Source organism: Sphingomonas sp. Marseille-Q8236 (assembly GCF_965112005.1).
In genome coordinates, this window is sequence record NZ_CBCOPO010000002.1 from 1187333 (window position 1) to 1213638 (window position 26306).

At 65.7% G+C, this 26306-nt stretch carries 29 protein-coding genes; 14 read left to right on the top strand and 15 right to left on the bottom strand.

Translation table 11 applies throughout. The features are described 5' to 3' along the window. The first annotated feature begins 14 nt into the window (after positions 1-14). Positions 15-1145, top strand: coding sequence for a DNA polymerase IV (gene dinB / locus ACWPWT_RS17960; RefSeq protein WP_454280816.1), 1131 nt, complete (start codon positions 15-17; stop codon positions 1143-1145). A gap of 16 nt (positions 1146-1161) precedes the next feature. Here the strand turns inward: dinB and ACWPWT_RS17965 are convergent, their stop codons facing one another. From ACWPWT_RS17965 to glmU, 4 genes are all read right to left on the bottom strand, one after another. Then, complete coding sequence (locus ACWPWT_RS17965) at positions 1162-2943, bottom strand: ATP-binding protein (RefSeq protein WP_454280817.1); 1782 nt, start codon at positions 2941-2943, stop codon at positions 1162-1164. A gap of 65 nt (positions 2944-3008) precedes the next feature. Continuing rightward, positions 3009-4910 carry an EAL domain-containing protein gene (locus ACWPWT_RS17970; protein WP_454280818.1) on the bottom strand — a complete coding sequence of 634 codons (1902 nt, stop codon included), beginning with the start codon at positions 4908-4910 and terminating at the stop codon, positions 3009-3011. A 74-nt stretch (positions 4911-4984) separates the two neighbouring features. Then, complete coding sequence (gene glmS, locus ACWPWT_RS17975) at positions 4985-6808, bottom strand: glutamine--fructose-6-phosphate transaminase (isomerizing) (RefSeq protein WP_454280819.1); 1824 nt, start codon at positions 6806-6808, stop codon at positions 4985-4987. Positions 6809-6813: 5 nt separating this feature from the next. Beyond that, a complete protein-coding gene (gene glmU, locus ACWPWT_RS17980; protein WP_454280820.1) occupies positions 6814-8178 on the bottom strand; it encodes a bifunctional UDP-N-acetylglucosamine diphosphorylase/glucosamine-1-phosphate N-acetyltransferase GlmU in 1365 nt (454 codons plus the stop codon). A gap of 63 nt (positions 8179-8241) precedes the next feature. On the opposite strand from glmU, the gene ACWPWT_RS17985 reads away from it, so the two are divergent. Continuing rightward, positions 8242-8934 carry an HAD-IA family hydrolase gene (locus ACWPWT_RS17985; protein WP_454280821.1) on the top strand — a complete coding sequence of 231 codons (693 nt, stop codon included), beginning with the start codon at positions 8242-8244 and terminating at the stop codon, positions 8932-8934. On the opposite strand, the gene ACWPWT_RS17990 is transcribed toward ACWPWT_RS17985, so the two are convergent. From ACWPWT_RS17990 to ACWPWT_RS18005, 4 genes are read right to left on the bottom strand one after another with little or no spacing between them, the layout of a single operon-like run. Further along, complete coding sequence (locus tag ACWPWT_RS17990; RefSeq protein WP_454280822.1) at positions 8894-9922, bottom strand: nucleotidyltransferase domain-containing protein; 1029 nt, start codon at positions 9920-9922, stop codon at positions 8894-8896. The two genes, ACWPWT_RS17985 and ACWPWT_RS17990, sit on opposite strands and share 41 nt — an antisense overlap. Then, positions 9907-10752 (bottom strand): HprK-related kinase A, encoded by an 846-nt coding sequence (locus ACWPWT_RS17995; RefSeq protein WP_454280823.1) that lies wholly within the window; start codon positions 10750-10752, stop codon positions 9907-9909. Before ACWPWT_RS17995 ends, ACWPWT_RS17990 begins: the two co-directional genes overlap by 16 nt. After that, positions 10749-11033, bottom strand: a complete 285-nt coding sequence (locus ACWPWT_RS18000) for an HPr-rel-A system PqqD family peptide chaperone (RefSeq protein ID WP_454280824.1) — start codon at positions 11031-11033, stop codon at positions 10749-10751. Before ACWPWT_RS18000 ends, ACWPWT_RS17995 begins: the two co-directional genes overlap by 4 nt. A gap of 4 nt (positions 11034-11037) precedes the next feature. After that, positions 11038-11475 carry a hypothetical protein gene (locus ACWPWT_RS18005; protein ID WP_454280825.1) on the bottom strand — a complete coding sequence of 146 codons (438 nt, stop codon included), beginning with the start codon at positions 11473-11475 and terminating at the stop codon, positions 11038-11040. Between the two features lie 111 nt (positions 11476-11586). Between ACWPWT_RS18005 and ACWPWT_RS18010 the strand changes: the two genes are divergently transcribed. The 8 genes from ACWPWT_RS18010 to ACWPWT_RS18045 all read left to right on the top strand — a co-directional run bounded on the left by ACWPWT_RS18010 (position 11587) and on the right by ACWPWT_RS18045 (position 19185). After that, positions 11587-12831, top strand: a complete 1245-nt coding sequence (locus ACWPWT_RS18010; RefSeq protein ID WP_454280826.1) for a sensor histidine kinase — start codon at positions 11587-11589, stop codon at positions 12829-12831. Between the two features lie 72 nt (positions 12832-12903). Then, positions 12904-13950, top strand: a complete 1047-nt coding sequence (locus ACWPWT_RS18015; RefSeq protein WP_454280827.1) for a substrate-binding domain-containing protein — start codon at positions 12904-12906, stop codon at positions 13948-13950. Next, positions 13947-15323 (top strand): phosphate ABC transporter permease subunit PstC, encoded by a 1377-nt coding sequence (pstC, locus tag ACWPWT_RS18020; RefSeq protein WP_454280828.1) that lies wholly within the window; start codon positions 13947-13949, stop codon positions 15321-15323. Before ACWPWT_RS18015 ends, pstC begins: the two co-directional genes overlap by 4 nt. Further along, positions 15316-16572, top strand: a complete 1257-nt coding sequence (pstA, locus tag ACWPWT_RS18025; RefSeq protein WP_454280829.1) for a phosphate ABC transporter permease PstA — start codon at positions 15316-15318, stop codon at positions 16570-16572. The genes pstC and pstA overlap by 8 nt, the downstream gene beginning before the upstream one ends. Then, a complete protein-coding gene (pstB, locus tag ACWPWT_RS18030) occupies positions 16566-17330 on the top strand; it encodes a phosphate ABC transporter ATP-binding protein PstB (RefSeq protein ID WP_261268221.1) in 765 nt (254 codons plus the stop codon). Before pstA ends, pstB begins: the two co-directional genes overlap by 7 nt. An 11-nt stretch (positions 17331-17341) precedes the next feature. Then, positions 17342-18025 (top strand): phosphate signaling complex protein PhoU, encoded by a 684-nt coding sequence (phoU, locus tag ACWPWT_RS18035; protein WP_454280830.1) that lies wholly within the window; start codon positions 17342-17344, stop codon positions 18023-18025. 13 nt (positions 18026-18038) lie between these two features. After that, the gene (gene phoB / locus ACWPWT_RS18040; RefSeq protein ID WP_261267735.1) at positions 18039-18731 is read left to right on the top strand and encodes a phosphate regulon transcriptional regulator PhoB; all 693 of its coding nucleotides are present in this window, start codon (positions 18039-18041) and stop codon (positions 18729-18731) included. Positions 18732-18837: 106 nt separating this feature from the next. Then, positions 18838-19185: a hypothetical protein gene (locus tag ACWPWT_RS18045; protein WP_454280831.1), complete on the top strand. Its 348-nt coding sequence runs from the start codon at positions 18838-18840 to the stop codon at positions 19183-19185. 55 nt (positions 19186-19240) lie between these two features. Here ACWPWT_RS18045 and ACWPWT_RS18050 read toward each other — a convergent pair whose 3' ends face one another. Further along, positions 19241-19573, bottom strand: a complete 333-nt coding sequence (locus ACWPWT_RS18050) for a DUF2794 domain-containing protein (RefSeq protein ID WP_261267737.1) — start codon at positions 19571-19573, stop codon at positions 19241-19243. Beyond that, complete coding sequence (gene epsC, locus ACWPWT_RS18055) at positions 19573-20256, bottom strand: serine O-acetyltransferase EpsC (RefSeq protein WP_261267738.1); 684 nt, start codon at positions 20254-20256, stop codon at positions 19573-19575. Before epsC ends, ACWPWT_RS18050 begins: the two co-directional genes overlap by 1 nt. A 157-nt stretch (positions 20257-20413) precedes the next feature. Here epsC and ACWPWT_RS18060 point away from each other — a divergent pair, with 157 nt between their 5' ends. After that, positions 20414-21178, top strand: coding sequence for a sulfite exporter TauE/SafE family protein (locus ACWPWT_RS18060; RefSeq protein ID WP_454281004.1), 765 nt, complete (start codon positions 20414-20416; stop codon positions 21176-21178). A gap of 120 nt (positions 21179-21298) precedes the next feature. Here the strand turns inward: ACWPWT_RS18060 and ACWPWT_RS18065 are convergent, their stop codons facing one another. Beyond that, on the bottom strand, positions 21299-21820 hold the full coding sequence (locus tag ACWPWT_RS18065) for a carboxymuconolactone decarboxylase family protein (protein WP_261267740.1): 522 nt from the start codon (positions 21818-21820) through the stop codon (positions 21299-21301). Positions 21821-21938: 118 nt separating this feature from the next. Continuing rightward, a complete protein-coding gene (locus tag ACWPWT_RS18070; RefSeq protein WP_042488670.1) occupies positions 21939-22484 on the bottom strand; it encodes a peroxiredoxin in 546 nt (181 codons plus the stop codon). A gap of 155 nt (positions 22485-22639) precedes the next feature. Between ACWPWT_RS18070 and ACWPWT_RS18075 the strand changes: the two genes are divergently transcribed. The 3 genes from ACWPWT_RS18075 (at position 22640) to ACWPWT_RS18085 (ending at position 24969) form a co-directional block, all read left to right on the top strand. Further along, positions 22640-23542 (top strand): hydrogen peroxide-inducible genes activator, encoded by a 903-nt coding sequence (locus ACWPWT_RS18075; RefSeq protein WP_261267741.1) that lies wholly within the window; start codon positions 22640-22642, stop codon positions 23540-23542. Positions 23543-23616: 74 nt separating this feature from the next. After that, a complete protein-coding gene (locus tag ACWPWT_RS18080) occupies positions 23617-24240 on the top strand; it encodes a fasciclin domain-containing protein (RefSeq protein WP_454280832.1) in 624 nt (207 codons plus the stop codon). Continuing rightward, on the top strand, positions 24241-24969 hold the full coding sequence (locus ACWPWT_RS18085; RefSeq protein WP_454280833.1) for a fasciclin domain-containing protein: 729 nt from the start codon (positions 24241-24243) through the stop codon (positions 24967-24969). A 47-nt stretch (positions 24970-25016) separates the two neighbouring features. Here ACWPWT_RS18085 and ACWPWT_RS18090 read toward each other — a convergent pair whose 3' ends face one another. From ACWPWT_RS18090 to pgsA, 3 genes are read right to left on the bottom strand one after another with little or no spacing between them, the layout of a single operon-like run. Beyond that, complete coding sequence (locus tag ACWPWT_RS18090; protein ID WP_454280834.1) at positions 25017-25469, bottom strand: molybdenum cofactor biosynthesis protein MoaE; 453 nt, start codon at positions 25467-25469, stop codon at positions 25017-25019. Further along, the gene (gene moaD / locus ACWPWT_RS18095; protein WP_454280835.1) at positions 25466-25717 is read right to left on the bottom strand and encodes a molybdopterin converting factor subunit 1; all 252 of its coding nucleotides are present in this window, start codon (positions 25715-25717) and stop codon (positions 25466-25468) included. The genes ACWPWT_RS18090 and moaD overlap by 4 nt, the downstream gene beginning before the upstream one ends. Continuing rightward, entirely contained in the window at positions 25717-26271 is a 555-nt protein-coding gene (gene pgsA / locus ACWPWT_RS18100; RefSeq protein ID WP_261267746.1) for a CDP-diacylglycerol--glycerol-3-phosphate 3-phosphatidyltransferase, read from the bottom strand. Before pgsA ends, moaD begins: the two co-directional genes overlap by 1 nt. Between the last annotated feature and the right edge of the window lie 35 nt (positions 26272-26306).

A 26306-nucleotide genomic window follows, 5' to 3' on the forward strand; every position in this document is an offset into this window, starting at 1 on the left:
GGCCACGGGACGATATGGGCTTGCCGGTGCCACCCCCTACCTCAGACGCCGATCCGTCATCGGCACATGATGGTCGCAAGATCATCCATGTCGACATGGATGCCTTTTACGCATCGGTCGAACAACGCGATGACCCGTCGCTTCGTGGGCGGCCGGTAGCGGTCGGCGGGTCTCGCGCGCGGGGCGTCGTGGCCGCAGCAAGTTACGAAGCCCGTGCGTTCGGCGTCCGCTCCGCCATGCCCTCCGTCACGGCATCGCGGCGGTGCCCGAAACTGATATTCGTGCCGCCCCGGTTCGAGGTCTATCGCGAGGTCTCGGGCCAAATCCGCGCGATCTTTGCCCGCTATACCGAATTGATCGAGCCGCTGTCGCTCGATGAAGCCTATCTGGATGTGACCGAGGATCGCGCCGCCATGGGCTCGGCAACGGCGATCGCCAATGCCATTCGTACCGCCATTCTGGACGAAACGGGCCTGACGGCATCCGCCGGGGTGAGCTACAATAAGTTCATCGCCAAGCTCGCCTCGGACCAGAACAAGCCCAACGGCATCTGCGTCATCCCACCCACTCTTGGCGCGTCGTTCGTCGCCGGGTTGCCGGTCAAACGCTTCCACGGGGTCGGACCGGTTACCGCGCGCAAGATGGAGGCACTTGGCATCCTGACCGGCCAGGATTTGCGCGATCGGCCTCTGGCGTTCCTGCAACGCCATTTCGGCAGCTATGCCGACTATCTGTTCGGCGCGGCGCGGGGGATCGACCATCGCCCGGTCCGCGCCCAGCGCATCGCCAAGTCGGTCGGCGCGGAACGGACGTTCGAGAACGACCTGACCGAGCCGGACGCACTCCACGCCGCCCTCGAACGGGTGGTGGACGCGGCCTGGACCCGGATCGAGCGGAGCGGCGTGGCGGGCCGCACGGTAACGCTGAAATTGCGGCACAGCGATTTCCGGACCATTACACGGGCCCGATCGATCACGCATCCAATCATGGACCGGACATCCTTTGCGAGCATCGGGCGCGAATTGCTCGATCTGCAATTGCCGGTCGTCGGTGGCGTCCGCCTCCTGGGCCTGACCTTGTCGGCGCTGGCCAAGGCGGATGAGGCAGGCAAAGCCGCCGCCACACAGGCGGAATTGCCGCTTTAAGGGCAGGACACCGGGATCAGGCCGCCAGCCCGGCAGCTTCGCCTGATCCGGCATCCGCATCCAAGGTCAGGATCGCCATGGCGCCCGTTCCGGGCCCCGCGCTGCGGAGTTCCAGCGTCCCACCCATCGCCGCTGCCGAGTTCGCGCACCAATGGAGACCGAGCCCCCCGGACTTGTCCGTCCGCGTCGAATATCCGGGCTGGAAAAGTCGCGTCACGACAGCGGGATCGAACCCTTCGCCATCGTCGACGATCCGCGTCGCGATGCGTCCTCCGACGGGGGCCAGCAACTCGACCAGGATCGCGCCATGGCCGCGCCCGGTCGCCACGATCGCCTCGACCGCATTGGACAGGAGGTTGCCGATCACCTGGCTCAGGATCACCCGATTGGCCAGGACATAGGTGGAATGCGCCGGAAAGGTGAAGCCGATCGATACCGACTGGGCATAGCGCGCGATGGTCGCGTTGCGTGCGACGATGTCGGTGATGTCGCAACGCTCGCGAGGCGGCCGTTCATGGGCGCGGGCCTGCTGTGCGCCGATGATCTCCAGCGTCTGGCGCATGGCGTCGCGTCCGACCTCCAACTGACGGCGGACAGCGTCGCGCGCCATGGCGTCCGCCCCCAGCGCGGCGCGGACGAATTCCACCAGCTTCGCACGGCGATCAGGCGCGACATCGCCCCGCGCCAGTTCGGCCAGCGCGCGTTCTACCAAATGACGATCGGCTGGACCGTTCGGGACCATACCCGCGCTCAGGATCGTACCGAGCGGCGCCAATGCGTTGCGGACATTGTGAAGCACCGCGACCGCGCTCTCCGATCGCCCGAGCGCGAAGCTTTGAATTTCATTCTGTTCGCGCAAATCCTTCAACTGACTGAGCATCGCATTGAAGCTTTGGCCGAGGGCACCGAACTCGTCATCGCGCCGCTCGTCATACTCGAAGGCATGTAGCGCGCCCGAGGCCTGCACGCGCCGCATATGGCGCTCCACACGGTGGAGCGGCGCCAGCACGAGCCTGCCCAGTGCGCGGCGCAGCATCAGCAGCATGAAGACCAGCAGGAAAATTGACCCCGCGACGGCGAGCAGAAGAACTCGGCGACCAAGCAGCACGACTTCCCGCGACACTTGAAATATCGTCGTGGCAAAGGGCCGCCCATCGGGTCCCCGAACCGGAACGGCGATCTCGATGACGCGCGAATGGCGGCGGATCGTATCGACCGCATCTGTTGCAGGCTGTTCGATCCGCGCAAGCTTCCCCAGCGCCGCCGATAGAAGCTCTGGGGTCAATTGGCGCGCGACAACGAGATGGCCGAGCAGATGCCCCTCCCCGTCCTTCATCGCGACCAGTCCCAGCGCCACGACATCGCCGTCAACCGGCAGGTAGAAATGGCTCGCCCCCTTCAGTCGGTCGAACCCTATCCGGGCAAGTGCGCGCGCCAGGCTCGTTTGCCGGATCGCATGTCCGCCTTGCCTGGCGGCGGGTCGCATTCGGACGATCCATGAATTCGCCGACACCGGACGATACGCAATCGCATCGACCGGATGCGCGTCGAAGATCGCCTGTGCCCAGCGATCATATGCGCGGCTCGAGCCTGCCGAAAAAGGAGGGCTGGCGGCGTGGGCGGCCGCAATCCCGCTCATTGACGCGGAGAAATTGGCAAGGGCGCCCCGCAGGCGGTTCTCATAGCCGGCGGTAGCCTGCTGTTCCAGTTCGGAGAAGCCTGGCGAGATGACGAAGGCGAGCAAGGTCGCCAGCGCTACCGCGCCGCCTATGCCCGCCAGCGTCAAGACCGAGACCATGGTATCGCGCAGTGACCGCGGCCTTATCCGCGCGCCGAACCATCGCCGCAAAGGGTTCACGCCGTTCAGGCCTGTACGCTTTCGGCCATGTCCTCGGTGCTGCCGCCGCTCGACAGGGACAGCCATTGCTGTGCGGCCAGCGCCCGTGCCTCCTCGGCGGGAACCGGGTGAGAGAAGAGGAATCCCTGCAAATGGCTGGCCCCAGCGACGCGAAGGGCCTGGGCCTGCGCCTCGGTCTCGACACCTTCCGCCACGACGCCCAGACCCAGGGCACGGCCGAGATGGATGATCGAGTGCACGATCGCCGCCGACTCCCGTTCACGTCCCATGCCGTCGATGAAGCTGCGGTCGATCTTCAGACAGTCGAGCGCGAATTTGCGGATATTATAGAGGCTGGAATAGCCCGTGCCGAAATCGTCCAGCGCGATGCGGAACCCCAGATCCCGCAAGTCGCACAGGGTCTTCGATGCCCGCTCCGCATCGTCGAAGATGGCCGTTTCGGTGATTTCGATCTGGACCCGCCCCGGATCGATACCCGCGCGCTTCACGCTGTCCATGATATGACCGACAAAGTGCGAACGGCGGAACTGGATCGGGCTGAAATTGACCGAGACATATTGGCCGGGCCAGTGGCGCAGTTCCGCGAGCGCATGGTCGAGCACCCAATCGCCCAGATCGTGGATCAGGTGACTTTCCTCGGCGATGGGGATGAAGATTGCCGGGCTGACCGCGCCATGCTCGGCAGTGTGCCAGCGGACGAGCGCCTCGAAGCCCACGACATCCAGGGCACCGCGACCGACGATCGGCTGGAAGCATAGGCTAAGCTCGTCGCGCGCAAGCGCCTGGGTCAGCCCCTCCTCGATCTCCCGCCGGATTCGAATGCCCTCATCCATGTGCGTGTCGAATACCCGGACCACGCCGCGCCCCGATCGCTTGGCATCGTTTAGCGCCATGTCGGCCCGGCGGACCAAATCGATCGGGTCGCGCTCACCGGTCGCGCCGCCCATCACCAGGCCGCACGACGCGCCACAACGCACCGCGTGCCCCAAGATGTTGAAGCTGGTCGCGCAGGCGTGGACCACCTTCTCGCATGCCGCGACCGCGGCTGCTTCGTCCTCGCTATCGAAGAACAGGCCGAACTCGTCACCACCCAGTCGGGCCACCATCGTGCCCTGCGGCACTGAGCGTTGGATAGTCCCGCACACCTCGCGAATCAGCTCGTCCCCGGCCAGATGGCCGAGCGTGTCGTTGACCAACTTGAACCGGTCGAGATCGAGCATCGCGGTCGCGAAACCCCGCGCCTGCCGACAGCGCTCGGCCAGTGCGCGGAGGAAGGCGACCCGGTTCGGCGCATCGGTCAGGGCGTCGTGCATGGCGATGTGCATCGCCAGACTTTCGTTCGCGGCCAATTCCGCGCTTTTTTCCTCCAGCGTTTCGACCTGGGCGGCCAGGAGCGCACGGGCTGCGGCCAATTCCCGATCATTTTGCCAACGACGGCAAAGGGCGAGCGCCATCTGGGAGATTTCCGCGACCTCGAAGGGCTTCGGGATATAGAAGATCTTGTCGGCGGGCCCGGCGACCTTGCTGATCTCGACGGGCGAGAAATCCGAATAGCCGGTGACGATCACCAGATGGATGTCCGGGTCCAGCGCCCGGATACGCCGCGCCGTCTCGCGCCCGTCGATCCCCGGCGGCATGCGGATGTCGATGAAGGCGACGGCAAAGGGGTGATCGTCCACAATGGCACGCTCGACCGCCGCCACCGCATCAATACCCTGATGGCAATGATGGGGTTCGAAGGCGAACGCCGCGTCGTCGGCAGCATCCGGCTCGCCCGCCCCGAACAAGTCCGTCGCCATTGCATCCAGCGCATCGCGCGTTTCCGCAGGCACACCGCGCCCGCCTGAGAAGCAGAAACGATAGCTGTCATGAACCGCTGGTTCGTCGTCGACGATCAGAATGCGCATCGGGTTACCATCGGTCCATCCATATTTGGCGACCGATGGTAAGCATCCATGCTTAATCTGATGTAAACGGCCCGTTATTCGACCGTGACGCTCTTCGCCAGATTGCGCGGCTGGTCCACGTCGGTACCCTTCGCCACCGCCACATGATAGGCCAGAAGCTGCACCGGCACGGCATAGACGATCGGTGCGATCAGCGGATGCACCTTCGGCATGGTGATCGTCGCGATACAGCCCTCGCCCGCCGCCTCGATCCCGTCATAGTCCGAAATGAGCACAACCTTGCCGCCGCGCGCCTGCACTTCCTGCATGTTCGACACGGTCTTTTCGAACAGCGGGCCCGACGGCGCGATGACGATGACGGGCACGGATTCATCGATCAGGGCGATGGGGCCATGCTTCATCTCGCCAGCGGCATAGCCCTCGGCATGGATATAGCTGATTTCCTTGAGCTTCAGCGCACCTTCCAGCGCCAGCGGATAATCGGTGCCACGCCCGAGATATAGCACGTCCCGAGCACCCGCGATGGCACCCGCCATGCCCTCGATCGCTTCATCATAGGCCAGTGCGCCGTTGATCGCGGCGGGTGCCTCGGCCAGATGGCGGACAATCTGCCTTTCCTCATCGGCGGTCAGGCGCCCCTTGGCCTTCGCCAGATTGGCGGCCAGCGCGGCGAGCACGCTCAACTGACAGGTGAATGCCTTGGTCGAGGCGACGCCAATTTCCGGCCCGGCATGAGTCGGCAGCAGCAGGTCCGCTTCGCGCGCCATCGAACTGGTCGGCACATTGACCACCGCCGCGATCGTCTGCCCCTCCGCCTTCGCATGGCGCAGGGCGGCCAGCGTGTCGGCGGTCTCGCCCGACTGGCTGATGACGATCATCAGCCCGCCCGACTCCATGACCGGCGCGCGGTAACGGAATTCCGAGGCGACATCGAGGTCAACCGGCACGCGCGCGAATTGTTCGAACCAGTATTTGGCGACCATGCCCGCATAGAAGCTGGTCCCGCAGGCGACGATGGTGACGCGCTTGATCCCCGACAGGTCGAAGTCCGGGATCGGCAGCGCGATCCGGCCCTCCAGCCTGTGCAGATAGGAGCGCAGCGTCTGGGCGACGACGATCGGCTGCTCGTAAATCTCCTTCTGCATGAAGTGGCGGTGATTGCCCTTGTCGATCAGCGCACCGGTGACGCCCGACAGGGTGACCGGCCGGTCGACGGGATTGTTGTCACGATCATAGACCTGAGCCCCTTCGCGCGTGCAGACGACCCAGTCACCCTCGTCCAGATAGGCGATACGCTGAGTCAGCGGCGCGAGCGCGAGCGCGTCGGACCCCAGATAGGTTTCGTCATCGCCATAGCCGACCACCAGCGGCGAGCCGAGCCGCGCGCCGATCAGCAGGTCGGGCTGGTCCCGGAACAGGATGGCGAGCGCGAAGGCGCCGTGCAGGCGGGGCAATATCTCGCGAACGGCGGCGACGGGATCGAGGCCCTGCTCGACCTTTTCGCTCACCAGATGCGCGACGACCTCGGTATCGGTTTCGCTGGTGAAGACACGGCCGCGTCCGATCAGTTCGTCACGCAGGGCCTTGAAATTCTCGATGATGCCGTTGTGGACGACCGCTACGTGATCGGTCGCATGAGGGTGGGCATTGTTGGTCGTGGGGCCGCCATGCGTGGCCCAGCGGGTATGGGCGATCCCGATCGAGCCTGGCAGCGGATGCACCGCCAATTCCTTGGCGAGATTGACCAGCTTGCCCGAAGCGCGCCGCCGTTCGATCTCCCCATGATCGATGGTCGCGATCCCGGCAGAGTCGTAACCGCGATATTCCAGGCGGCGCAGACCGTCGAGCAGCCGCTCCGCCACATCGTCTCCGCCCAGGATCCCTACGATACCGCACATAAGCCTTACTCCCCGCCCTTCTTCGCAGCCTTCTTGGCCGTCATCATCTCACGAAATCGTTTCGCCCAGCCGGGCTTGCTCCGCCGCTCCGCGCGAACGAGCGCGAGGGCATCGGCCTCCACATCGCTGGTCACCACGGACCCCGCGCCGACGATCGCGCCCGCGCCGATATTCACCGGCGCGACGAGCGCGGAATTGGAGCCGACAAACGCCCCCTCCCCGATGGTCGTGCGATATTTGAGGAAGCCGTCATAATTGCAAGTGATGGTACCCGCGCCGATATTCGCACCGGCACCCACCTCCGCATCGCCCAGATAGGTCAGATGGTTGGCCTTCGCGCCCGGGCCGAGCACGGCCTTCTTCATCTCGACGAAATTGCCGACCCGCGCGCCCTCGCGCACGTCCGCGCCGGGCCGCAGCCGGGCATAGGGGCCGATGTCCGCACCAGTCGCGACGGTCGCGCCCTCCAGATGGCTGAAGGCGTGGATCGTCACCCCGTCCGCGACGTGAACGCCAGGGCCGAACACGACATGGGGTTCGATCACCACGTCGCGGCCGATCCGGGTGTCGTGCGAGAACCACACCGTATCCGGCGCGATCAGCGTCGCACCGTCCGCCATGGCGCGGGCGCGGCGACGGACCTGCCACTCGCCTTCGACCCCCGCCAGCTCGGCGCGGCTGTTGACTCCGGCGACTTCGCCCGCATCGGTTTCGATCACGGCGGAGTGATGCCCGTCCTCCGCCGCCAGCGCGATGATGTCGGGCAGATAATATTCGCCCGCCGCATTGTCGTTGCCGACCCGGTCGAGCAAGCCGAACAATTGCGCCGATGGCACAGCCATCAGACCCGAGTTACAAAGCTTTACGGCACGCTCTTCAGCATTCGCATCCTTATACTCGACGATCCTGTCGAGCCGTCCGCTCGCATCGGCGATCACCCGGCCATAGGCGGCAGGATCGGCAGGACGGAAGGCCAGCACAACCGCCGCAGGCTCGTCCGCCTCGCGCAATCGGTCGATCATCCGCCGCATCGTCGCCACCTCGACCAGCGGCACATCGCCGTACAGGACCAGCACATCGCCATCGAAGCCCTTGAGCGCCTCGCGGGCCTGCGCGACCGCATGGCCGGTGCCCAGTTGCTCGGCCTGAAGCGCGGTACCGATGCCCAACGGCGCAACCGCTGCCTCCACCTGCTCGCGCCCGGCCCCGGTCACCACGACGACGCGTTCGGGGGACAATTGCCGCACATTGTCGACCAGATGGAGCAGCATGGGCCGCCCCGCGATCGGATGAAGGACCTTGTGGAGGTCAGATTTCATGCGGGTGCCCTTGCCCGCGGCGAGAATGATGGCGGCGACCGGTCTTGTCATGATGGTTGCGCCTGCCATGCTTTTCTTGCCAAGGCCAGATACAGAGTGGCACCGGAACAGATCATGGACGCAATTTCACCTCGTGGTTTCCCCTTTTCCATCGTCGGGTTCGATCTGGACGGTACGTTGCTGGACACCAGCGGAGACCTGGCCGCAGCGGTCAACCATGCGCTCGCCTCGATCGGGCGACCATTGCTCAGCGTCGAGGCGGTGAAGCCGATGATCGGCGGCGGGGCACGGGCGATGCTCCGCCATGGCCTGGATGCGACGGGCGGATGCGATACGGAGACACTCGACGTGCTTCATCGCCGGCTGCTCGATTATTACGAAGCCAATCTGGCCGTCCATACCGCTCCCTTTCCCGGCGCGCTGGACGCGCTGGACGCGCTTGCGGCGCGGGGCGTGACCATGGGCATCATGACCAACAAGCTGGAACGGTTCGCGTGCGGCATTCTCGAAACGCTGGGGCTGACCGATCGCTTCGCGACGATCATCGGGGGTGACACGCTGGGGGTCGCCAAGCCTTCACCGGTGCCGATCCAGGCACTGGTCGATCGATGCGGTGGTGGCCCGGCGGCGTTTGTCGGCGATTCGATCTTCGACGTGCAGGCCGCAAAGGCCGCCGGACTGCCGGTCGTCGCCTGCGCCTTCGGCTTTCTCAGTCAGCCGGTCGAGACGCTGGGTGGGGATGCGATCATCGACGGCTATGATGATCTCATAGCGACGCTGGAGCGTCTTTCCGTTTCCGCCATTTGATCCACAAATGCCGGGCGAGCAGCGGCGCGGGCATTCGGATGGCATGGGAACGCAGATAGAAAATCGCTCGCGTCAGGGGCTTGCACCCCCGCCCCCAACCGTCCCGTGCGATCATTCGGCGGCGATAAAGCCGGTCGGTCATGGTCAGTCGTCGACAAGCGGGCGGAACCGGCGTCCCATAGATGGCATAGCTGAGCCGCAATGCCCGAGCGACCGCGCTCGACAGATCGTGATGCGCGGCATGGCCTTCCACAGCGTCGTATCCCCGCTCTTCTATAAGGGCGTGAATATCCCACAGATTGCGCAGGCCGCCGCTGAGATCGCCGTCCGCGAACAAATGTGCGGCGGCGTGGACGATCATGTCGGGATGCGACAACACCGCCAACCCGCCGCCCAGCGGCTCGGCCCCCGCGATCAGCGCCGCGGCATCCGGCCGGGACTTCGCGGTCGGCGGCAGGATGGTGTGATGCACATCGAGCATCCGGTCGCGCTCTCGGTGGATCAGCGGGGGGAGTTCGTGCATCCACTGACGATAATAGAAATCGTCATACGGGTCGGTCTTCACCCATTCCCACCCGGCTTGCGCGAGCAGCGCCTCAGCCTGCGCCAGCATTTGACGGGGAACGAGAATATCGCAATCGCCGATCGACCGCCCGATGCCCGCCGACAGTCCCGCCGCGACAAAGGCCGTGCCCTTCAACAGGATCACGGGCATGCCTAGCGGCGCCAGTGCGCGAGCCACGCGATTGGCTTCCCAAAGGGCAACACGCCGCGTTTCCATCGCTTCCGCGCGGGCGTCGTCCAGGACCTGCCGAACCGGCTGCGGCAAATCCAGCCCGTCGAGTCGATGTGCCAGCGTCCCCAACAGCAACTCCGCCCGCGCCACGGTCAGCACATTGGACCAATCGGCGACCGCAATAGTCCGTGCATCGCCCGGATCGCGCAGCAGGCCGATCAGCCGCTCGACCGCCGTCACAGTGCGTCCCATAACGCCTCGACCGCTGCCACGCCTGCCTCGCCGTCAGGATAGTCGAGGGCGATGGCCGGGACCTCCGCCCGCAACCTCGTGATTGCTCGAAATCCGGCCTCTCCCATCGCGACATAATTGGTCGACGCCTGGGTCAGGCGGACAAAGGCTTCCGCCGGGGGAAGGACACGGGTGGCCGCCGGAAAGCCAAAGCGGGGAAAGACCAGCAGGACCGGCCTGGCCGCGCGGCCCATAGCCGCAATGTCGTGCGCGCCGGGGGCGACGTGGCGGATGTCACCCTTTGGCGTGCCCGACAGATGCGGTCCAACTACACTGTCGAGCGGAATGGCGGACAGACTTTCATTCTTCAAGCTGATCGGGCGGGGAAAGGGACAGGCCAGGCCACTCTTTGGGTCGATCAGGGCGAACTCGTCGCCCAGGAATCGCCATCCCCGTTGCGCCAGCAACAATGAAAGCGTCGACTTGCCCGCTCCCGAAATGCCGCTCAACAGCAGGGCCCGATCCTCCCGCGCCACGACCGCCGCGTGGAGCAGCAAATGGCGGCGATGCCCCAGCGCCATCTGGAGGTTCATTCCCAGCTCCGCCGCCAACAGCCCCTGTGCCAAAGGCAGCGGCGCGGCTTCGGGCAGCCGGTAATCGCCCGCAATATGGATGGACGGCCGAAACCAGCGTCGCAGCATCGACTTCGCCTCCAACCGAACCGTGTAATCGGCAAAGTCGGCGCGCGGATAATCACGATAAAGAGACGAGATCGCCTCGATCGGACTGGCCCAATCCGATCCGATCCGGAAGCCGACCGGCCCGACGCGCACGGCAATATGATGCCTCACCGCGCCTCGATCAGCCCGGCTGCCTCCAATTCTTCCAGCCGTGCCCGCAGCATGGCCGGGCCCTCGTCCTGCGCATCGCCCAGATCATAGTCTTGCGACAGCCGCTGGAGCAGCCGGTCAGCGCTCATCGCTTCGGTGGCCAGCACCTGCAATATCTGGGGTGCCGGCTCAGTCAGCAAATGCGTTATGCCGGAGGGGCGATGGAAGACCGCCGTGAACAGATCGAGCGGCTCGACGATCAACAGATCCGGCCCCGCCGCGCGGTAGCACGGACCCGTCATCGCCTCAATTGCCGGGCATCTGTAACGAGGCATAGCAGGTAAAGCCGCCCTGTCCGCGCTGCAGTCGCCGGATATAGTTTAGATAGGCCCGGTTGCTCAGGAAGTTCGAATTGGGCAACATCCCGCCTTGCAGCGCCTGCTTCACCTCTTCGCCGGTATAGGGGCGGCTGGGCGGGGCAAATGAACCGAGCGTTCGCGCTGGAACGGTCGATCCATCTAGAGCGATATAGCTGCCCGCGCGACCGGGATCGGGCACGGGTATCTGGCAGGTCAGAACCGATCCTGCCGTCTGCGCCAGGGCCGGGCGGATCGCCACTACGGCGCTCGCTCCCACCGCGCCGAGCATCAGCATCCGCCGACTGGTCGTGGTGCGCGTTACGGGATCCGGCGCGGCCCCATCGGCGGAGATCGGAGGTTCGGGGGATGGAAATATGTCATCCATGACGGCGTGATGTCCCATATTCGCGCCCGCTCGACAAGCGCTCGCAGGGCGAGCCGCTGACCCAAGCTGGGAGGAAGACAGGCCGCGCGTCGCCCGCTACATCGGCAAGCCATGGGATTCGGCATTCGCACCTTATGGGCTATCGTCGTCGTCGTCGTCGCCGCGGTCGTGGTGTTCCTGACCGGCGGCCCAGCCCCCGCGATCATTACCCTTGTCGGCGGGATCGCGGCCGCGCTGGTCGCGAGCGAGGGCGTCGCGGACGCGGATGACGACGTGCCCCAGGCGGAGGATAGCCGGGGTCCGCTCTCCCCCCTTCTCGAAGAGGCGCTGGACGCGATCGTCGAGCCGGTATTGGTGATCGAAAAGGGACAGGTCGTCCTCGCCAACCGCTCGGCCCGGACGCTGCTGGGCGCACATATCGTCGGCGAGGACGCCCGCATCGCCATTCGCCACCCCGCCGCCGCCGAGCGCCTGTTGGCCAAGGAAGCGGCGACCGAGCCGGGGCAGCCCATATCGCTGGTCGGGCTGGGGTCGCTGGAGCAGCGCTGGGAAATGCGCGTCGCGGACACGACCGGCGGCCAGCGCATCGTCCATCTGATCGACCAGACCGCGCATGACGCGGCGGAGCGCATGCGCGTCGATTTCGTGGCCAATGCCAGCCACGAGCTCCGCACGCCCCTCGCCTCCATCCTGGGGTTCATCGAGACGCTCAGCGACGAGGCGGGGGAGGATGCCGAAATCCGGGCCCGCTTCCTGAAGGTCATGTTCGACGAAGCGCGACGGATGCAGCGTCTGGTTGAGGATTTGATCTCGCTCAGCCGGATCGAGGCGGACAAATATCGCCAGCCCGCCCAGCCCGTCGATCTGGTCGACCTGATCCACGATGTGCACGAGGAATTCCTCGATTCGGGCTCATCCCGCGCGGCGGACATCGTCTGCGACCTGGACGAGGATTTGCCGGAGGTGGTGGGCGACCGGGCGCAATTGTCGCAAATGCTGCACAATCTAATCGGCAACGCCATGAAATATGGCCGACCCGACACCCCCGTCCGCGTGACCCTGAGCCGCGACGACGCCCGGCTGCGACTGACCGTTGCGGACAAGGGCGAGGGAATTCCGGCCAACCACCTGCCCCGGCTGACCGAGAGATTCTATCGGGTGGATTCGGGGCGGAGCCGCAGCATCGGCGGAACCGGCCTGGGTCTCGCGATCGTCAAGCATATCGTCGAGCGGCATCGTGGTCGGCTGGAAATCGCCAGCGAGGTCGGCTTGGGGACGACTATCACCGTGCGAATTCCGATCGTGAAGGGCCCGAACAAATCCGCTTCGGAGAGCACTGTCACAAAAGCGCAATAGAAATGTCACACGGGGGTATGGCGAGCATGGCAGCGCCCGGTTCGCACCCGTTTCGGTGGCCTAAGGATTTCGATGCGTCTGCCCTGCCTTCTCGCCGCGATGTTCGCGCTGGCGGCCTGCCACGATCAGGCCAATGGCGGCGGCGCGGGCGTGCGCGAGCAGATCACGGCGGTGGGATCGTCGACCGTCTATCCCTTTACGACCATCATCGCCGAGCGTTTCGTCGCCAGTGACCCGCAGGCCAAGGCACCCGTCATCGAGTCGACCGGCACCGGCGCGGGGATGAAGCTGTTCTGCGCGGGGATCGGGGCGGCGCATCCCGATATCGAGGACGCCTCGCGCCGGATGAAGGCCGGCGAGTATCGTGATTGTGCGGCGCACGGCGCAGCGGAGATACTGGAGATCCCGATCGGTATCGACGGTATCGCCTTTGCCGAGTCGAAGCGCGGGCCGCGCATGGCCCTGTCCACCGTGGACCTCTACCGCGCGCTGGGCGCGCATCCCGGCGGCAAGCCCAATCGCGCACGGACCTGGCGGGACGTGAACCCCGCGCTACCCGCCATTCCGATCCAGGTCTATGGTCCGCCCGCGACCAGTGGCACGCGCGATGCCCTTGCGGAACTGATCCTGATGCGCGGCTGCGATCAGGTCGAGCCGCAGGCGCATGCGCTGTCGCTTCGCGATCCCGACGCGCACCGGCTGCTCTGCACCCCCGTCCGCGAGGATGGCGCCTATATCGACGCGGGCGAGAACGATAATCTGATCGTCCAGAAGCTACAGGCAAATCCGGACGCGCTCGGCGTCTTCGGCTATTCCTATCTGGAGGAAAATCGCCAAACGGTGAACGGCGTCACCATCGACGGCATCCCGCCGACCTATGACGCCATCGCCGCCGACCGTTATCCGGGATCGCGGCTGCTCTATATTTACGTGAAAAAGGCGCATCTGGACGCCATTCCCGGCCTCAGGCGCTTTCTGGCGCTCTATGCGCAGAATTGGGGTGCAGGCGGACCGCTGACCCGGCGCGGGCTGATCGCATCGCCCGCTCCCGTCCAGGCCCGTGCGCAAGCGATCATCGCGAACGAAATCGCGCTCGACCCGGCCAGGCTGCCGTCGTGAACGGCATCATTCTCCTGATCCTGATCCTGGGGCTGGGCATCGTCGCCTGGGCCTCGACACGGATGCGCGCGCTCGGCTTTCGGCGACGGTCGAGCGTGCGGGTCAGTTCGCTGCCCCATCATCATGGCTGGTATGTCGCATTGTGGACGGCAGTGCCGCCGCTGATCTTTCTTATCATCTGGTCCGCCACCTCGCCTGCGCTCGTGACCGACATGGTCCTGCGCGTACCCGCCGCCGCGCAACTACCCGCGCCAGGTTTCGAGCGGGCGGCGATCCTGTCCGAAGCGCGAGCGCTGGCCGCCGGGCGCGCGCAGGGCGCGTTCCATGCTCTGTCCCGCACGCTGGCCCCGGCCTATGACCGGGCGCAGACCCGGTTCGACTGGATCGCGACCGCCATCGTCCTGCTCCTCGCGCTGGCGGGAGGCGCCTATGCCTATCTGCGTGTGAAGCCCGACTTCTCCGCGCGAACCCGGATCGAGCGGGTGGTGCTGGGATTGCTGCTTGCGGCGTCGTTGATCGCGATCCTGACCACCGCCGGCATCGTGGCGTCGCTACTGTACGAGGCGGGGCGCTTCTTTTCGGTGGTGCCCGTCACCGACTTTCTGTTCGGAACGCATTGGAGCCCGCAGGTCATCGACCCGCGCGATCCGGGCGCGTCGTTGGGCGCGGTGCCGCTATTCTGGGGCACCTTCTTCATCGGCGCGGTGATCGCCATGGCGGTCGCCATTCCCTTCGGCCTGATGAGCGCCATCTACCTGACGCAATATGCCCAGCCGCGCGCGCGCCGGATCATGAAGCCGGTGCTTGAGGTGCTCGCGGGTATTCCGACCGTGGTCTATGGCTATTTCGCCGCGCTGACCGTCGCGCCTGCTGTCCGCCAGTTCGCGGTCGCCATTGGCATCGACTGGGCATCCTCCGAAAGTGCACTGGCGGCGGGACTCGTCATGGGTGTGATGATCATCCCCTTCGTCTCCTCCATGGCTGATGACAGCCTGGCTGCGGTGCCCAGCGCGATGCGCGACGGCAGTCTGGCGATGGGCGCGACGCCGTCCGAGACGATCACCCGCGTCATGCTGCCTGCCGCATTGCCCGGCGTCGTGGGCGGCGTATTGCTGGCCGTCAGCCGCGCGATCGGCGAGACGATGATCGTCGTCATGGCGGCGAGCGGCGTCGCCACTCTGACCGCCAATCCCTTTGCGAGCACGACGACGGTGACGCGCCAGATCGTCGATCTGCTGACCGGAGAAGCCGAGTTCGACAGCCCCAAGACGCTGGCGGCCTTCGCGCTGGGCCTGACGCTGTTCGTCATCACGCTGCTTCTCAACATCGTCGCGCTGAGCGTGGTGAAGCGCTATCGGGAATCCTATGAATAGGCCGTCCTCCCCCAAAGGTTGGGACAGCCCGGCGATGGAGCGCCGGTTGCGCCGTCGCCATGCCGCAGAGCGTCGCTTCCGTCGGATCGGCGCGGCCGCCGTCGCGCTGTCGGCGGCGTTCCTGGCCTTTCTGTTGGTCACGATGATCGCACAGGGTTACCGCGGTTTCACCGAGACGCGGGTGACCGTGCCGATCGACCTGGCGAAAGCCCGACTGCCGATCGAGCCCGCCCGGCTGAAGGGGCGCGGGGCGGATCTGGCGCTGGCGGGCGCAGGGCTGGAGGATGCGGTCGACCGGGCCGCGACGAGCGCCTTCGGGCCGGACGGGGTCGACCTGTTGTCGCCGGGCGCGTGGATCGTAGTGCGCGATGCCGTCAAGGCCGATCCCTCGCTGCTTCATCGCACAACCAGCTTCGCCCTGCCCGTCGCAAGCCCCTATGACGTCGCCGCCAAGGGCGAAGGCACGCCGGAGGCCGAGCGCGTCATAGGGCGGTTGCAGGCGCGCGGATGGGTGTCGAGCGGCTGGAATAGCGGCTTTCTGCGCAATGCCGACGCCACCGATCCGACCCGGGTGGGCATTTGGGGCGCGGCCAAGGGCTCGTTGCTGACCATGCTGGTCACGCTGGCGCTCGCCTTTCCCATCGGCGTGCTCGCGGCCCTCTATCTCGAGGAATATGCACCCAAGAATCGGTGGACCGACATGATCGAGGTGTCGATCAACAATCTGGCCGCGGTCCCCTCGATCATCTTCGGCCTGCTGGGGCTGGCGGTGTTCCTCGGCAGCTTCGGCCTGCCGCGCTCGGCACCTTTGGTCGGGGGGCTGACGCTAGCGCTGATGACGATGCCGGTGATCGTCATCGCGGGGCGCAACGCGATCAAGGGCGTGCCGCCGTCGATCCGCGATGCCGCGCTGGCGGTCGGCGCGTCGCGGGTGCAGGTGATCTTCCACCATGTCCTTCCCCTCGCCTTGCCCGGCATCCTGACGGGCACGATCATCGGCATGGCACGCGCATTGGGAGAGACCGCTCCGCTGCTGATGATCGGGATGCGCGCCTTCATCGCCGCCCCGCCGCAGGGGCTGACCGACCCCGCGACCGTCCTGCCGGTCCAGATTTTCCTCTGGTCGGATCAGGTCGATCGTGGCTTCATCGAAAAGACCTCTGCCGCGATCATCGTTCTTCTCGTCTTCCTGCTCGCGATGAACGGGCTGGCCATCTATCTTCGCAATCGGTTCGAGACACGCTGGTGACCACCCCCAAGATTAGCGCGCGCAATGTCAGCGTCTCCTATGGCGCCAAGCAGGCGATCCACGGCATTTCGATCGATGTTGATATGGATCACGTCATCGCCTTTATCGGCCCCTCGGGCTGCGGCAAGTCGACCTTCCTGCGCACACTGAACCGGATGAACGACACCATCGCATCGGCGCGGGTGACGGGCGACGTCCTGCTCGACGGCCAGGACATCTACGCGCCCGAGATGGACGTGGTGCAATTGCGCGCCCGTGTCGGCATGGTGTTCCAGAAACCCAATCCTTTCCCGAAGTCGATCTTCGAGAATGTCGCTTATGGCCCGCGAATCCACGGCCTGGCATCATCCCGGGCCGAGCTGGACATGATCGTCGAGCGCTCGCTGACCCGTGCCGGCCTGTGGAACGAGGTCAAGGACCGGCTGTGGGAAAGCGGCACCGCCTTGTCGGGCGGCCAGCAGCAACGGCTTTGCATTGCGCGCGCCATCGCGGTCGACCCGGAAGTCATCCTGATGGACGAGCCGTGCAGCGCGCTGGACCCCATTGCGACCGCGCGGATCGAGGAACTGATCCACGATCTTCGTGGCCGCTATGCCATCGCGATCGTCACCCATAACATGCAACAGGCCGCCCGCGTCTCCCAACGGACAGCCTTTTTCCACCTCGGCACCTTGGTCGAGTACGGGAAGACGTCCGACATCTTCACGAACCCGAAGGAAGAGCGGACGAAGGACTATATTACCGGCCGTTACGGCTGAGGACGAGGATCATGGATCACACCGTAAAGGCATTCGACAACGATATCGGCCGCTTGCGCGGGCTGATCAGCCAGATGGGCGGATTGGCCGAGGAAGCGATCGCCAATGCGATCCGCGCGCTGCAACGCTCCGACCTGGAGCTGGCGCGCAAGGTTCGCGAGGACGACAAGGCGATCGACCTGATCGAGGCGGAGGTCGAGCGGCTGGCGGTGCGCACCATCGCGCTGCGGGCGCCGATGGCCAACGACCTGCGCGAGGTCGTCGCCGCGCTGAAGATCGCCAGCGTCGTCGAGCGGATCGGCGATTATGCCAAGAACATCGCCAAGCGCGTGCCGATGATCGAGAGCGAGGACCGGATCGAGCCCGTCTCGATCCTGCCCGCCATGGCCAAAATCGCCTCGGCGATGGTGCATGACGTGCTCAACGCCTTCGCCGCGCGCGATGCCGAGGCGGCGGTCCGGGTCCGCGACAGCGACAACGCACTCGACGATTTCTACGATTCCATTTTCCGCACGCTCGTCACCCATATGGTCGAGAATCCCAAGACGATCGGCCAGGTCGCGCACCTGCTGTTCATCGCCAAGAATCTCGAACGCATCGGTGACCATGCGACCAACGTCGCGGAAATGGTCTATTTTGCCGCCACCGGCACCCAGATGGGTGAGCGGGACCGCGGCGGCACTTGGCCTTCTTGAGGGAACAGGCACGATGGCACGGGTAAAGATGTTGCTGGTCGAGGACGACGCCGCGCTCGCGGAGCTGCTCGTCTTCCATTTCAAGCGCGAGGATTTCGAGGTTGCCCACACGCCCGATGGCGAGGAGGCGCTGTTGCTGGCGCGCGAAAGCACGCCCGACATCGTCCTGCTCGACTGGATGGTCGAGGGGATTTCGGGGATCGAGGTGTGCCGCCGCCTGCGCCGTTCGCCGGAAACCGCGAACGTACCCATCATCATGCTGACCGCGCGCGGCGAGGAAGAGGACCGGGTGCGCGGGCTGGAGACGGGCGCGGACGATTATGTCACCAAGCCCTTCTCCCCGCGCGAACTGGTCGCCCGCGTCGGCGCGGTGCTGCGCCGGGTCCGCCCGGCACTGGCGGGCGAGGCGCTGACCTATGCCGATATCGAGATGGACACGGTGGGCCACAAGGTGCGCCGCGCGGGCGAGGTCGTCTCGCTCGGGCCCACCGAATTCCGGCTGCTCAAGCATTTTCTGGAGCATCCGGGCTGGGTCTTCTCGCGCGAACGGTTGCTCGACGCCGTCTGGGGGCATGACTCCGACATCGAGAGCCGGACCGTCGACGTGCATATCCGTCGCCTGCGCAAGGCGATCAATATCGGCGATCGTCCCGACATCATCCGCACGGTCCGCTCGGCAGGTTACTCGCTCGACGCGGGCGGCTGAAAAAAGTGTCAGGATCGGGTCGCAAGCGAAACGAGGGAGCCAAGTGGGGTATGAGGCGTTCTGCCCCACGCGCTAACGCACTTGCGCTTCCGAACAGGAGATACGCATGAAGCTCGTTTTTCTGGCCGCCACCGCGCTGATGGCCATGCCCGCCGTGGCTCAGACCACGCCCCAGACCGACACCACCACGCAGGCCGGGGTGCAGGCCGGAGCCTCGACCGACACCTCGGGTTCGATGCAGGCGAACGCCGCCGCGTCCGCCGCGACGATGACCGCCGGTGGCTATCAACCCGCGCAGCCGCCCATGGCCTCGCCGCCGGTCCCGGGTGCGCCGGTCGTGTTCCAGCAGGCGCCGAGCCCGTCGCAGGCCTATCCGGCCCCGGCTCCGCTCAAAAGCTATCCGATCTGTAAAAAGGGTCAGTTTGACCAATGTCGCCAGCGCGGCGGCAAGTAACCGCCCCGCACTGTCGCGACAAAGCAACGCCGGTCCCTCGCGGGGCCGGCGTTTTCTATTCCTCGACCAATTTCATCAATCGCCGCTCGACCGGGGCCAGGACCGGCCCGAGTTCGTGCCCGCGCTTGAGTACCGCCCCGCCCTCGCCGATCAAGGCCCACATGCCCTGGCGATTGCGAAGCGCGGGCCGCTTCTCGATCCGATACTCGGGACGCTCGGCTGTTCGGCGAAATGCAGAGAATATGGCGGCGTCGCGGCCCAGGTCCATGGCGTAATCGCGCCAATGTCCGGCTGCCACCATCCGGCCGTACAGGTCCAATATGCGGTTCAGTTCGCCGCGGTCGAACCCGACCTGACCGGGCGACTTGGGGAAGGGAACGACTCCCATCAGGCGCGGTCGCGCTCCTCTTCCCGCTCGGCCAGTACCGCATCCAGCCGCCGCCGCATGGTATCCAGTTCGCAGCGCAGCATCTCGATCTTCTGCGTCTGCGGGTCGAACATCTCGGAGCATGGCGTGCCATAGGGGACGAAGCGCCGCTCCGGCGCCACCCCGCCCTCGACGACGGTCGGACGCGCGGGGATGCCGACCATCACCGCGCCTTCGGGCACATCGCGAGTGACGACCGCATTGGCCCCGACACGCGCTCGCGGCCCGACGGTGATCGGGCCCAACACCTGCGCACCGGAGCCGACAATGGCTCCGTCCATCAATGTCGGGTGGCGCTTGCCCGCCACGCCATTGTCGGGGCTGGTCCCGCCCAGCGTGACACATTGATAGATGGTGACGTCATCACCGATCTCCGCCGTTTCCCCGATCACGACGAAGCCATGATCGATGAAGAAATTGCGACCGATCTTGGCACCGGGGTGGATGTCGATCGCGGTCAGGAAACGGGTGAAGTGATTGACCAGCCGCGCGAGAAAGAAGGCGCGGGCGCGGTACAGCCGATGCGCGACCCGGTGACCCGCCAAGGCCCATACGCCCGGATAAAGCAGGATTTCCGCCCGCGAATGCGGTGCAGGGTCGCGGGCCCGGATCGAATCGAGATAGGCGGCCAAACGGCTCGGCATGAGCATGTCCCCAGATGCGATAGGTGCATTTAAGCACAGCATTCCCTGAAATCCAGATAGCCGGTCGAGACATGGCTTCGCGACAAACTCTATCTTTGTTGCAGCGTTGGTTTCGACACGGCATGGCCTCCCAGCCGCAAACCCCCTAGGAGACATGATGGACCCGACCAGTAGCGAACTGATCCACATCCTGCCGTTCGTGGCTGTCGGCTTTGCCGCGCAGGTGGTCGACGGTGCATTGGGCATGGCGTTCGGCGTGATCTCCAACACGCTGCTCATCAGCCTGGGCGTGCCGCCCGCTGCCGCCTCGGCCGGAGTCCACAGTGTCGAGACCTTTACCACCGCTGTGTCGGGGATCAGCCATGCGGTCCAGCGCAACGTCAACTGGCGGCTGTTTCTGCGCCTGATGATCCCGGGCGTGATCGGCGGGGCGCTGGGTGCCTATGTCCTGTCCAATGTCGACGCGGCGGTCGTAAAGCCCTTCATCCTCGCCTATCTGACCGGCATTGGCGTTTATCTGCTGATCCGCGCCTGGCGGCACAAGACGCATGTCCGGGAGCCCAAGGTGGTCGAGCCGCTGGGCTTTCTCGGCGGTTTTCTCGATGCGGCGGGCGGCGGTGGCTGGGGGCCGGTGGTGACGTCCAACCTGCTGGCGCAGGGCGCCGCGCCCCGAACGACTATCGGTACGGTCAACACCGCCGAATTCTTCCTGACGACCACGATTTCGGCGACGTTCATCAGCCAGTTGGGATGGGGAGCCTTCACCATGGCGACGGTCGGGCTGCTGATCGGGGGTATTTTCGCCGCGCCGTTCGGGGCGATGCTGGCCAAGCGCGTCCCGCCGCGCGTGCTGCTGGCGCTGGTCGGGATCATCCTGACGCTGACCAGCTTCTGGGGATTGTATCAGGCGGTCAGCGACTGAACCGTTCGTCCGGTCTCGCCCGCAGACAGGACGAAGGGGCGGACCGATCGCGGAGCCGCCCCTCCAACCACCGCTTTGCGGAATCCGCGCTCCCCAAGCACCGCTTGGGAAGGATCGGGTTCACGCGATGGCCGAATGGACCGTCGCCACGGCCTGCATCACCGCTGCGATGCGCACCGCGGTCTGGATGATCTCCGCCGAGGCGCCCGCCTTCTTCAGCACCGCCTCATGCGCGTCGATGCACATGCCGCAGCCATTGATCGCCGACACGGCCAGGCTGAACAATTCGAAGTCGATCTTGTCGATGCCCGGTGCGCCGATCACATTCATGCGCAGCTTGGCGGGCATGTTGCGATATTCCTGGTTTCCGGCCAGGTGGGTGAAGCGATAATAGACGTTGTTCATCGCCATCACCGCCGCCGCCGCCCGCGCGGCGTTCGCCGCCTCGGGCGACAGCTTCGGCGCGCATTCGGCTTCGGCGGCCTCGACCAGCGGCTTGTGACCCGTGCCGTGCGCACAGGCGAGCAGCAGGCCGTATTTGCGCTGATCGTTGAGCACCGGCTCATTCAGCAGCGAGCCGACATTCAGGCGAATGTCCTTGGCGAAATCGGGCAACTGCCCGGCGAATTCCTTGAGAGACATGGGATTGCTCCAGATACACGACGCCCCAGTCCGGGCCGCCGATCGCAATGGATCGGCAACCCTCGCCGGGGCGTCGGAGATAAGGGCCGGACGGCGATCGCGCCCCCGGCCCTGGTGATTACTCGGCGGCCAGCTGGAGGACGTCGTCGCCCTTGTTCCAGTTGCACGGGCAGAGTTCATCGGTCTGCAGCGCGTCGAGGACACGCAGCGTCTCGGCCGGGTTGCGACCGACGTTCAGGCCGTTGATCGTCACGTGCTGGATGACATTGTCGGGGTCGATGATGAAGGTCGCGCGATAGGCGACATGCTCATTCTTGTCGACGATGCCCAGCGCGTCGGCCAGAACGCGGCCATTGTCCGCGATCCAGGGGAAATCGGCCGCGGCGAGATCCGGGTCCGACTTGCGCCATGCCAGGTGGACGTGCGCGGTGTCGGTCGACGCGCCGATCAGCACGGCGTCGCGATCCTCGAAATCGCCCTTCAGCTCGGAATAGCCGACGATCTCGGTCGGGCAGACGAAGGTGAAGTCCTTCGGCCAGTAGAAGAGAACCTTCCACTTGCCCTCGTACGAGGTGTCGCTGATCGTCTCGCCGGCGGGGAGCGCGTTGGTCCCCTGCTGGACGGGGACGGTGAATGCGGGGAGCTTGTCTCCAACGGTCAACATGGCAATATGCCTCCTTTTCTTCAAAAGTTCGGCTTCAGCCATCCTCTCACGCGATCGGCGGTAACCCGCCTGTATTCGTTGCACCGACGGATATGGGGACTGGCGCGTTCGATCCAACAAGCTATTTGTCAAAACGCAATCGACTGAGACGATCAATGGCCGCGACCTACCTACCGACGCTGAAACAACTCCAATATCTCGTGGCCTTACAGGACCATGGGCATTTCGGCCGGGCGGCCGACGCTTGCTTCGTGACGCAATCCACTTTGTCGGCGGGCCTGCGCGAGCTGGAGACGCTTATCGGCGTGACGCTGGTCGAGCGGACCCGGCGCGTGGTGCGCTTCACGCCGCTGGGTGAACGCATCGCCGACAAGGCGCGGCGCGTGCTGCGCGAGGCGGACGAACTGGGCGACATGGCGCGCGCCGCCGGGCGCCCCTTGTCGGGGGAGATGCGCATGTCGGTCATCCCGACCATCGCTCCCTTCATGCTGCCGCGTATCCTGCCCCGCTTGCGCCGCGACTATCCGGACCTCAAGCTGTTCCTGCGCGAAGAGCCGAGCGGCCCGGCCTGCGAGCGGCTGCATAATGGTCGCACCGATTGCGTCCTGCTCGCCCTGCCCTTCGCCTGTGGCGAGGTAACCGCCGAGCCTTTGTTCGACGACCGGCTATTCGTCGCCTTCCCCACCGAGGACGATCTCACGCCACCACCCGCCATCGCGGCGGCCGCGATCGATGAGAATCGCCTGCTGTTGCTGGAAGACGGCCATTGCCTGAAGGATCATGCGCTGGCCGCGTGCAACCGCCCCGAATTACGGGCGGAAGCGACGATGCTCGGCACCTCGCTCCACACGATCGTCCAGATGGTCGATAACGGTCTGGGCATGACGATGCTGCCCGAGATGGCGTTGAAATCCGGCATTTTGGACAACACCCATATCACCGCGCGTCCGCTGGATGCCGAAAATGCGATGCGAAAAATCGCGCTCGTCTGGCGCCGGGCGAGCCCGCGCGAAAAGGATTTCCGCCTGCTCGCGCAGGTTCTGGCCGAGGCCGGCTAAACCCCGGTCGTCCATGGAGCGTGCACCCCGGGCTTTGCGTTCCGCCCCCATTCCACCGTTCGAGGAGATATTCCATGACCCTGACCGCACGACGCCTGCTGGCCGCACTGCCGCTCGTCGCCCTGATCGGGTTGGGTGCCTGCGGGCGCGGCGGGGACCAGCGGGAGGCGCCGGCCACGCCATCGACCGCCGCGGCATCCGCTCCCGCCGAGCCGCCGGTCACCCCGGACCAGGCCATGGCCCCGACCCGGACGATCCTGGACAATGCCGCCGCGACGCCGTCGCTTTCCTCGCTGGTCGCAGCAGTGCGCGCATCGGGGCTGGCCACCACCTTGGCGGGTCCCGGCCCCTATACGCTGTTCGCCCCCTCGAACGAGGCGTTCGGACGGCTGGCGCCCGGCGTGCTGGAGCAATTGCTGCAACCCGCCAACCGCGACTCGCTCGTGCGGCTGCTGCGCTTTCACATGGTGCCGGGAACGCTCGGTGTCGCCGAGTTGCAACGGCGGATGGCGGCGGGCGGCGGCACCGCGCGGATCATGACCGTGCAGGGTGAACCGCTGACCGTCACCATGTCGCAGTCGGTGATCACCCTGACCGATGGGGGCGGCAACAAAAGCTATATCGAGGCGGGCGATCTGGCCCAGGCCAATGGCGTGATCCACATCGTGAACGGCGTCTTGGTGCCAAAACTGGATTAAGTGCGTTACTCCCGACAGACCAGCCGTTTCGCCTGCGCATCGGCCGGTCTGCCCTTCACCATGCGGCGCGACGCGAACCCGCTCCGCCGCCAGAAGAACGGGAGTAACTATTCCATGCTGAAGACCTTCGCGATTCTCGCCACCGCCACCGCTTTGACCGGCGCCGGGATGGCGATGGCGCAAACGACGCCGGCCCCGACGCAGAGTGCGCCCGCCCAGACGATGACCGCACCAGCCACGCCTGCCGCCCCGGCACAGGCGACACCGGCTGCCAGCGGCACGATCCTTCAGGTGCTTGCCGCGACACCGGACCGCAGCACGCTAGCGCGGCTGGTCACGACGGCGGGCCTCAATACCGATCTGGCGGGCCCCGGCCCCTTCACCGTCTTTGCTCCCAGCGACGAGGCGTTCAGCCGTATGCCCGCCGGTGCACTCGACACGCTTAGCCAGCCGGCGAACAAGCCGACGCTCGCCACGATCCTGAAATACCATGTCGTTTCGGGCAAGCTGACCGCCGAGCAGTTGAAGGCCCAGATCACCGCCGGAAACGGCACTGCGACGCTGACCACGCTGGCGGGACAGCCGCTGACCGCACAGATCGGCCCCAACGGGAATATCATGCTGACCGATGTCAACGGTCAGAAGGCCTATGTCGACAAGGCCGACGTGAACGCCACCAACGGCGTCGTCCACCTGACCAACGGCATCAACGTACCGAAGATCGGCTGACCTCTCGTCGATGATAGAAGGAAGGCGGGGCTCCGGCTCCGCCTTTTCTACGACGCTTCGTCGTTCTGCCAGCGCTCGGACGCGGCATGATCGCTGTCACGCGCTTCGACCCATCGGGCCTGGTCGCCGCGCGTCTCCCGCTTCCAGAAGGGGGCATCGGTCTTGAGCCGGTCGATCAGATAGGCACAGCCATCGAGCGCGTCGCGGCGATGGGGCGCGGCGGTGACGACGAGGACGATCCGCTCGCCCGGTCGCATCGGACCGACGCGGTGAACGATGGTCGCTGCCTGCAACGACCAGCGCTGTGTCGCGGTCTGTGCGATCCGTTCGAGCGCAGCCTCGGTCGCGCCCGGATAATGCTCCAGTTCCAGCACATCGACGCCATCGTCCGCGCGAACGAGGCCGCAGAAGCTGGCGAGTGCGCCGACATGGCTTCCTTCGACGCGCGCCATTTCCTCGGCCAGATCAATCGGATCGGTTGAGACGCAAATCCGGATCATCCGCCCGTCACCGGCGGAAAGATCGCGACTTCGCGCGCGCCGTCAAGCGACGCGTCGAGACCGACGAACGTCTGGTCCACCGCCGCGCGCAGCCGTTCGGGTTCGGCCAGCGCCTCGGCATAGCCGTCGCCGCGCGCCGCCAGCCAGCGGATCAGCTCGGCTACGCTCGTCACGCCATCAGGCAGGGTCAGCGCTTCCTCGGCCAGACCGATCCGCTCCCGGACCCAGGCGAAATAGAGAATGGTCATCAGCTATCCATATGCTTGAGGCCGACGCGCAGATAATCCCAGCCGGTGATCAGCGTCAGCACCGCCGCGCCCCAAAGCGCCGCAAGCGAGGCGATGTGCACCCAGGCCCAGCCCGGCAGCGCGCCACCGAGGATCAGCCCGCCCAGCGCGATCAGTTGCAGCGTGGTCTTCCATTTGGCGAGCCGCGAAACCGGCACCGACACCTGCAACTGCGCCAGAAACTCGCGCAGGCCCGACACCGCGATTTCGCGCAACAGAATGATAAGCCCCGCCACCACGCTGAGCCCGCTGATGACCTGCACCGCGACAAGGACGAGGATGACCGAGGCGACCATGATCTTGTCCGCGATGGGATCGAGGAAGACGCCCAGTTTCGACACCGCCCCCTGCGCACGTGCGAGATAGCCATCGAAATAATCGGTGATGCCCATCAGGCAGTATAGCGCGAAGGCCACGCCGTAACCCCATTCCCAATGGGGTTGCCATAGTAGCCCCGCGAGCAGGGGTACGGCCACAATTCGCGAGAGCGTCAACAGGTTGGGCAGCGTCAGCATGACGCCTTCTAACCGCTCGCCCGTCCATGACAAAC

Coding starts and splice junctions, on each gene's coding strand:
- ACWPWT_RS18080 (WP_454280832.1), top strand. CDS start 23,617: ATGACCCTGACCGCACGACGCCTGCTGGCCGCACTGCCGCTCGTCGCC.
- pgsA (WP_261267746.1), bottom strand. CDS start 26,271: ATGCTGACGCTGCCCAACCTGTTGACGCTCTCGCGAATTGTGGCCGTA.
- glmS (WP_454280819.1), bottom strand. CDS start 6,808: ATGTGCGGTATCGTAGGGATCCTGGGCGGAGACGATGTGGCGGAGCGG.
- dinB (WP_454280816.1), top strand. CDS start 15: ATGGGCTTGCCGGTGCCACCCCCTACCTCAGACGCCGATCCGTCATCG.
- ACWPWT_RS18065 (WP_261267740.1), bottom strand. CDS start 21,820: ATGTCTCTCAAGGAATTCGCCGGGCAGTTGCCCGATTTCGCCAAGGAC.
- phoB (WP_261267735.1), top strand. CDS start 18,039: ATGGCACGGGTAAAGATGTTGCTGGTCGAGGACGACGCCGCGCTCGCG.
- glmU (WP_454280820.1), bottom strand. CDS start 8,178: ATGACAAGACCGGTCGCCGCCATCATTCTCGCCGCGGGCAAGGGCACC.
- ACWPWT_RS17965 (WP_454280817.1), bottom strand. CDS start 2,943: ATGGTCTCGGTCTTGACGCTGGCGGGCATAGGCGGCGCGGTAGCGCTG.
- moaD (WP_454280835.1), bottom strand. CDS start 25,717: ATGACCATTCTCTATTTCGCCTGGGTCCGGGAGCGGATCGGTCTGGCC.
- ACWPWT_RS17990 (WP_454280822.1), bottom strand. CDS start 9,922: ATGGGACGCACTGTGACGGCGGTCGAGCGGCTGATCGGCCTGCTGCGC.
- phoU (WP_454280830.1), top strand. CDS start 17,342: ATGGATCACACCGTAAAGGCATTCGACAACGATATCGGCCGCTTGCGC.
- ACWPWT_RS18015 (WP_454280827.1), top strand. CDS start 12,904: ATGCGTCTGCCCTGCCTTCTCGCCGCGATGTTCGCGCTGGCGGCCTGC.
- ACWPWT_RS17970 (WP_454280818.1), bottom strand. CDS start 4,910: ATGCGCATTCTGATCGTCGACGACGAACCAGCGGTTCATGACAGCTAT.
- ACWPWT_RS18000 (WP_454280824.1), bottom strand. CDS start 11,033: ATGACGGGTCCGTGCTACCGCGCGGCGGGGCCGGATCTGTTGATCGTC.
- ACWPWT_RS18090 (WP_454280834.1), bottom strand. CDS start 25,469: ATGATCCGGATTTGCGTCTCAACCGATCCGATTGATCTGGCCGAGGAA.
- ACWPWT_RS18045 (WP_454280831.1), top strand. CDS start 18,838: ATGAAGCTCGTTTTTCTGGCCGCCACCGCGCTGATGGCCATGCCCGCC.
- ACWPWT_RS18050 (WP_261267737.1), bottom strand. CDS start 19,573: ATGGGAGTCGTTCCCTTCCCCAAGTCGCCCGGTCAGGTCGGGTTCGAC.
- ACWPWT_RS18005 (WP_454280825.1), bottom strand. CDS start 11,475: ATGGATGACATATTTCCATCCCCCGAACCTCCGATCTCCGCCGATGGG.
- ACWPWT_RS18010 (WP_454280826.1), top strand. CDS start 11,587: ATGGGATTCGGCATTCGCACCTTATGGGCTATCGTCGTCGTCGTCGTC.
- pstA (WP_454280829.1), top strand. CDS start 15,316: ATGAATAGGCCGTCCTCCCCCAAAGGTTGGGACAGCCCGGCGATGGAG.
- epsC (WP_261267738.1), bottom strand. CDS start 20,256: ATGCCGAGCCGTTTGGCCGCCTATCTCGATTCGATCCGGGCCCGCGAC.
- ACWPWT_RS18060 (WP_454281004.1), top strand. CDS start 20,414: ATGGACCCGACCAGTAGCGAACTGATCCACATCCTGCCGTTCGTGGCT.
- ACWPWT_RS17985 (WP_454280821.1), top strand. CDS start 8,242: ATGGACGCAATTTCACCTCGTGGTTTCCCCTTTTCCATCGTCGGGTTC.
- ACWPWT_RS18070 (WP_042488670.1), bottom strand. CDS start 22,484: ATGTTGACCGTTGGAGACAAGCTCCCCGCATTCACCGTCCCCGTCCAG.
- ACWPWT_RS18075 (WP_261267741.1), top strand. CDS start 22,640: ATGGCCGCGACCTACCTACCGACGCTGAAACAACTCCAATATCTCGTG.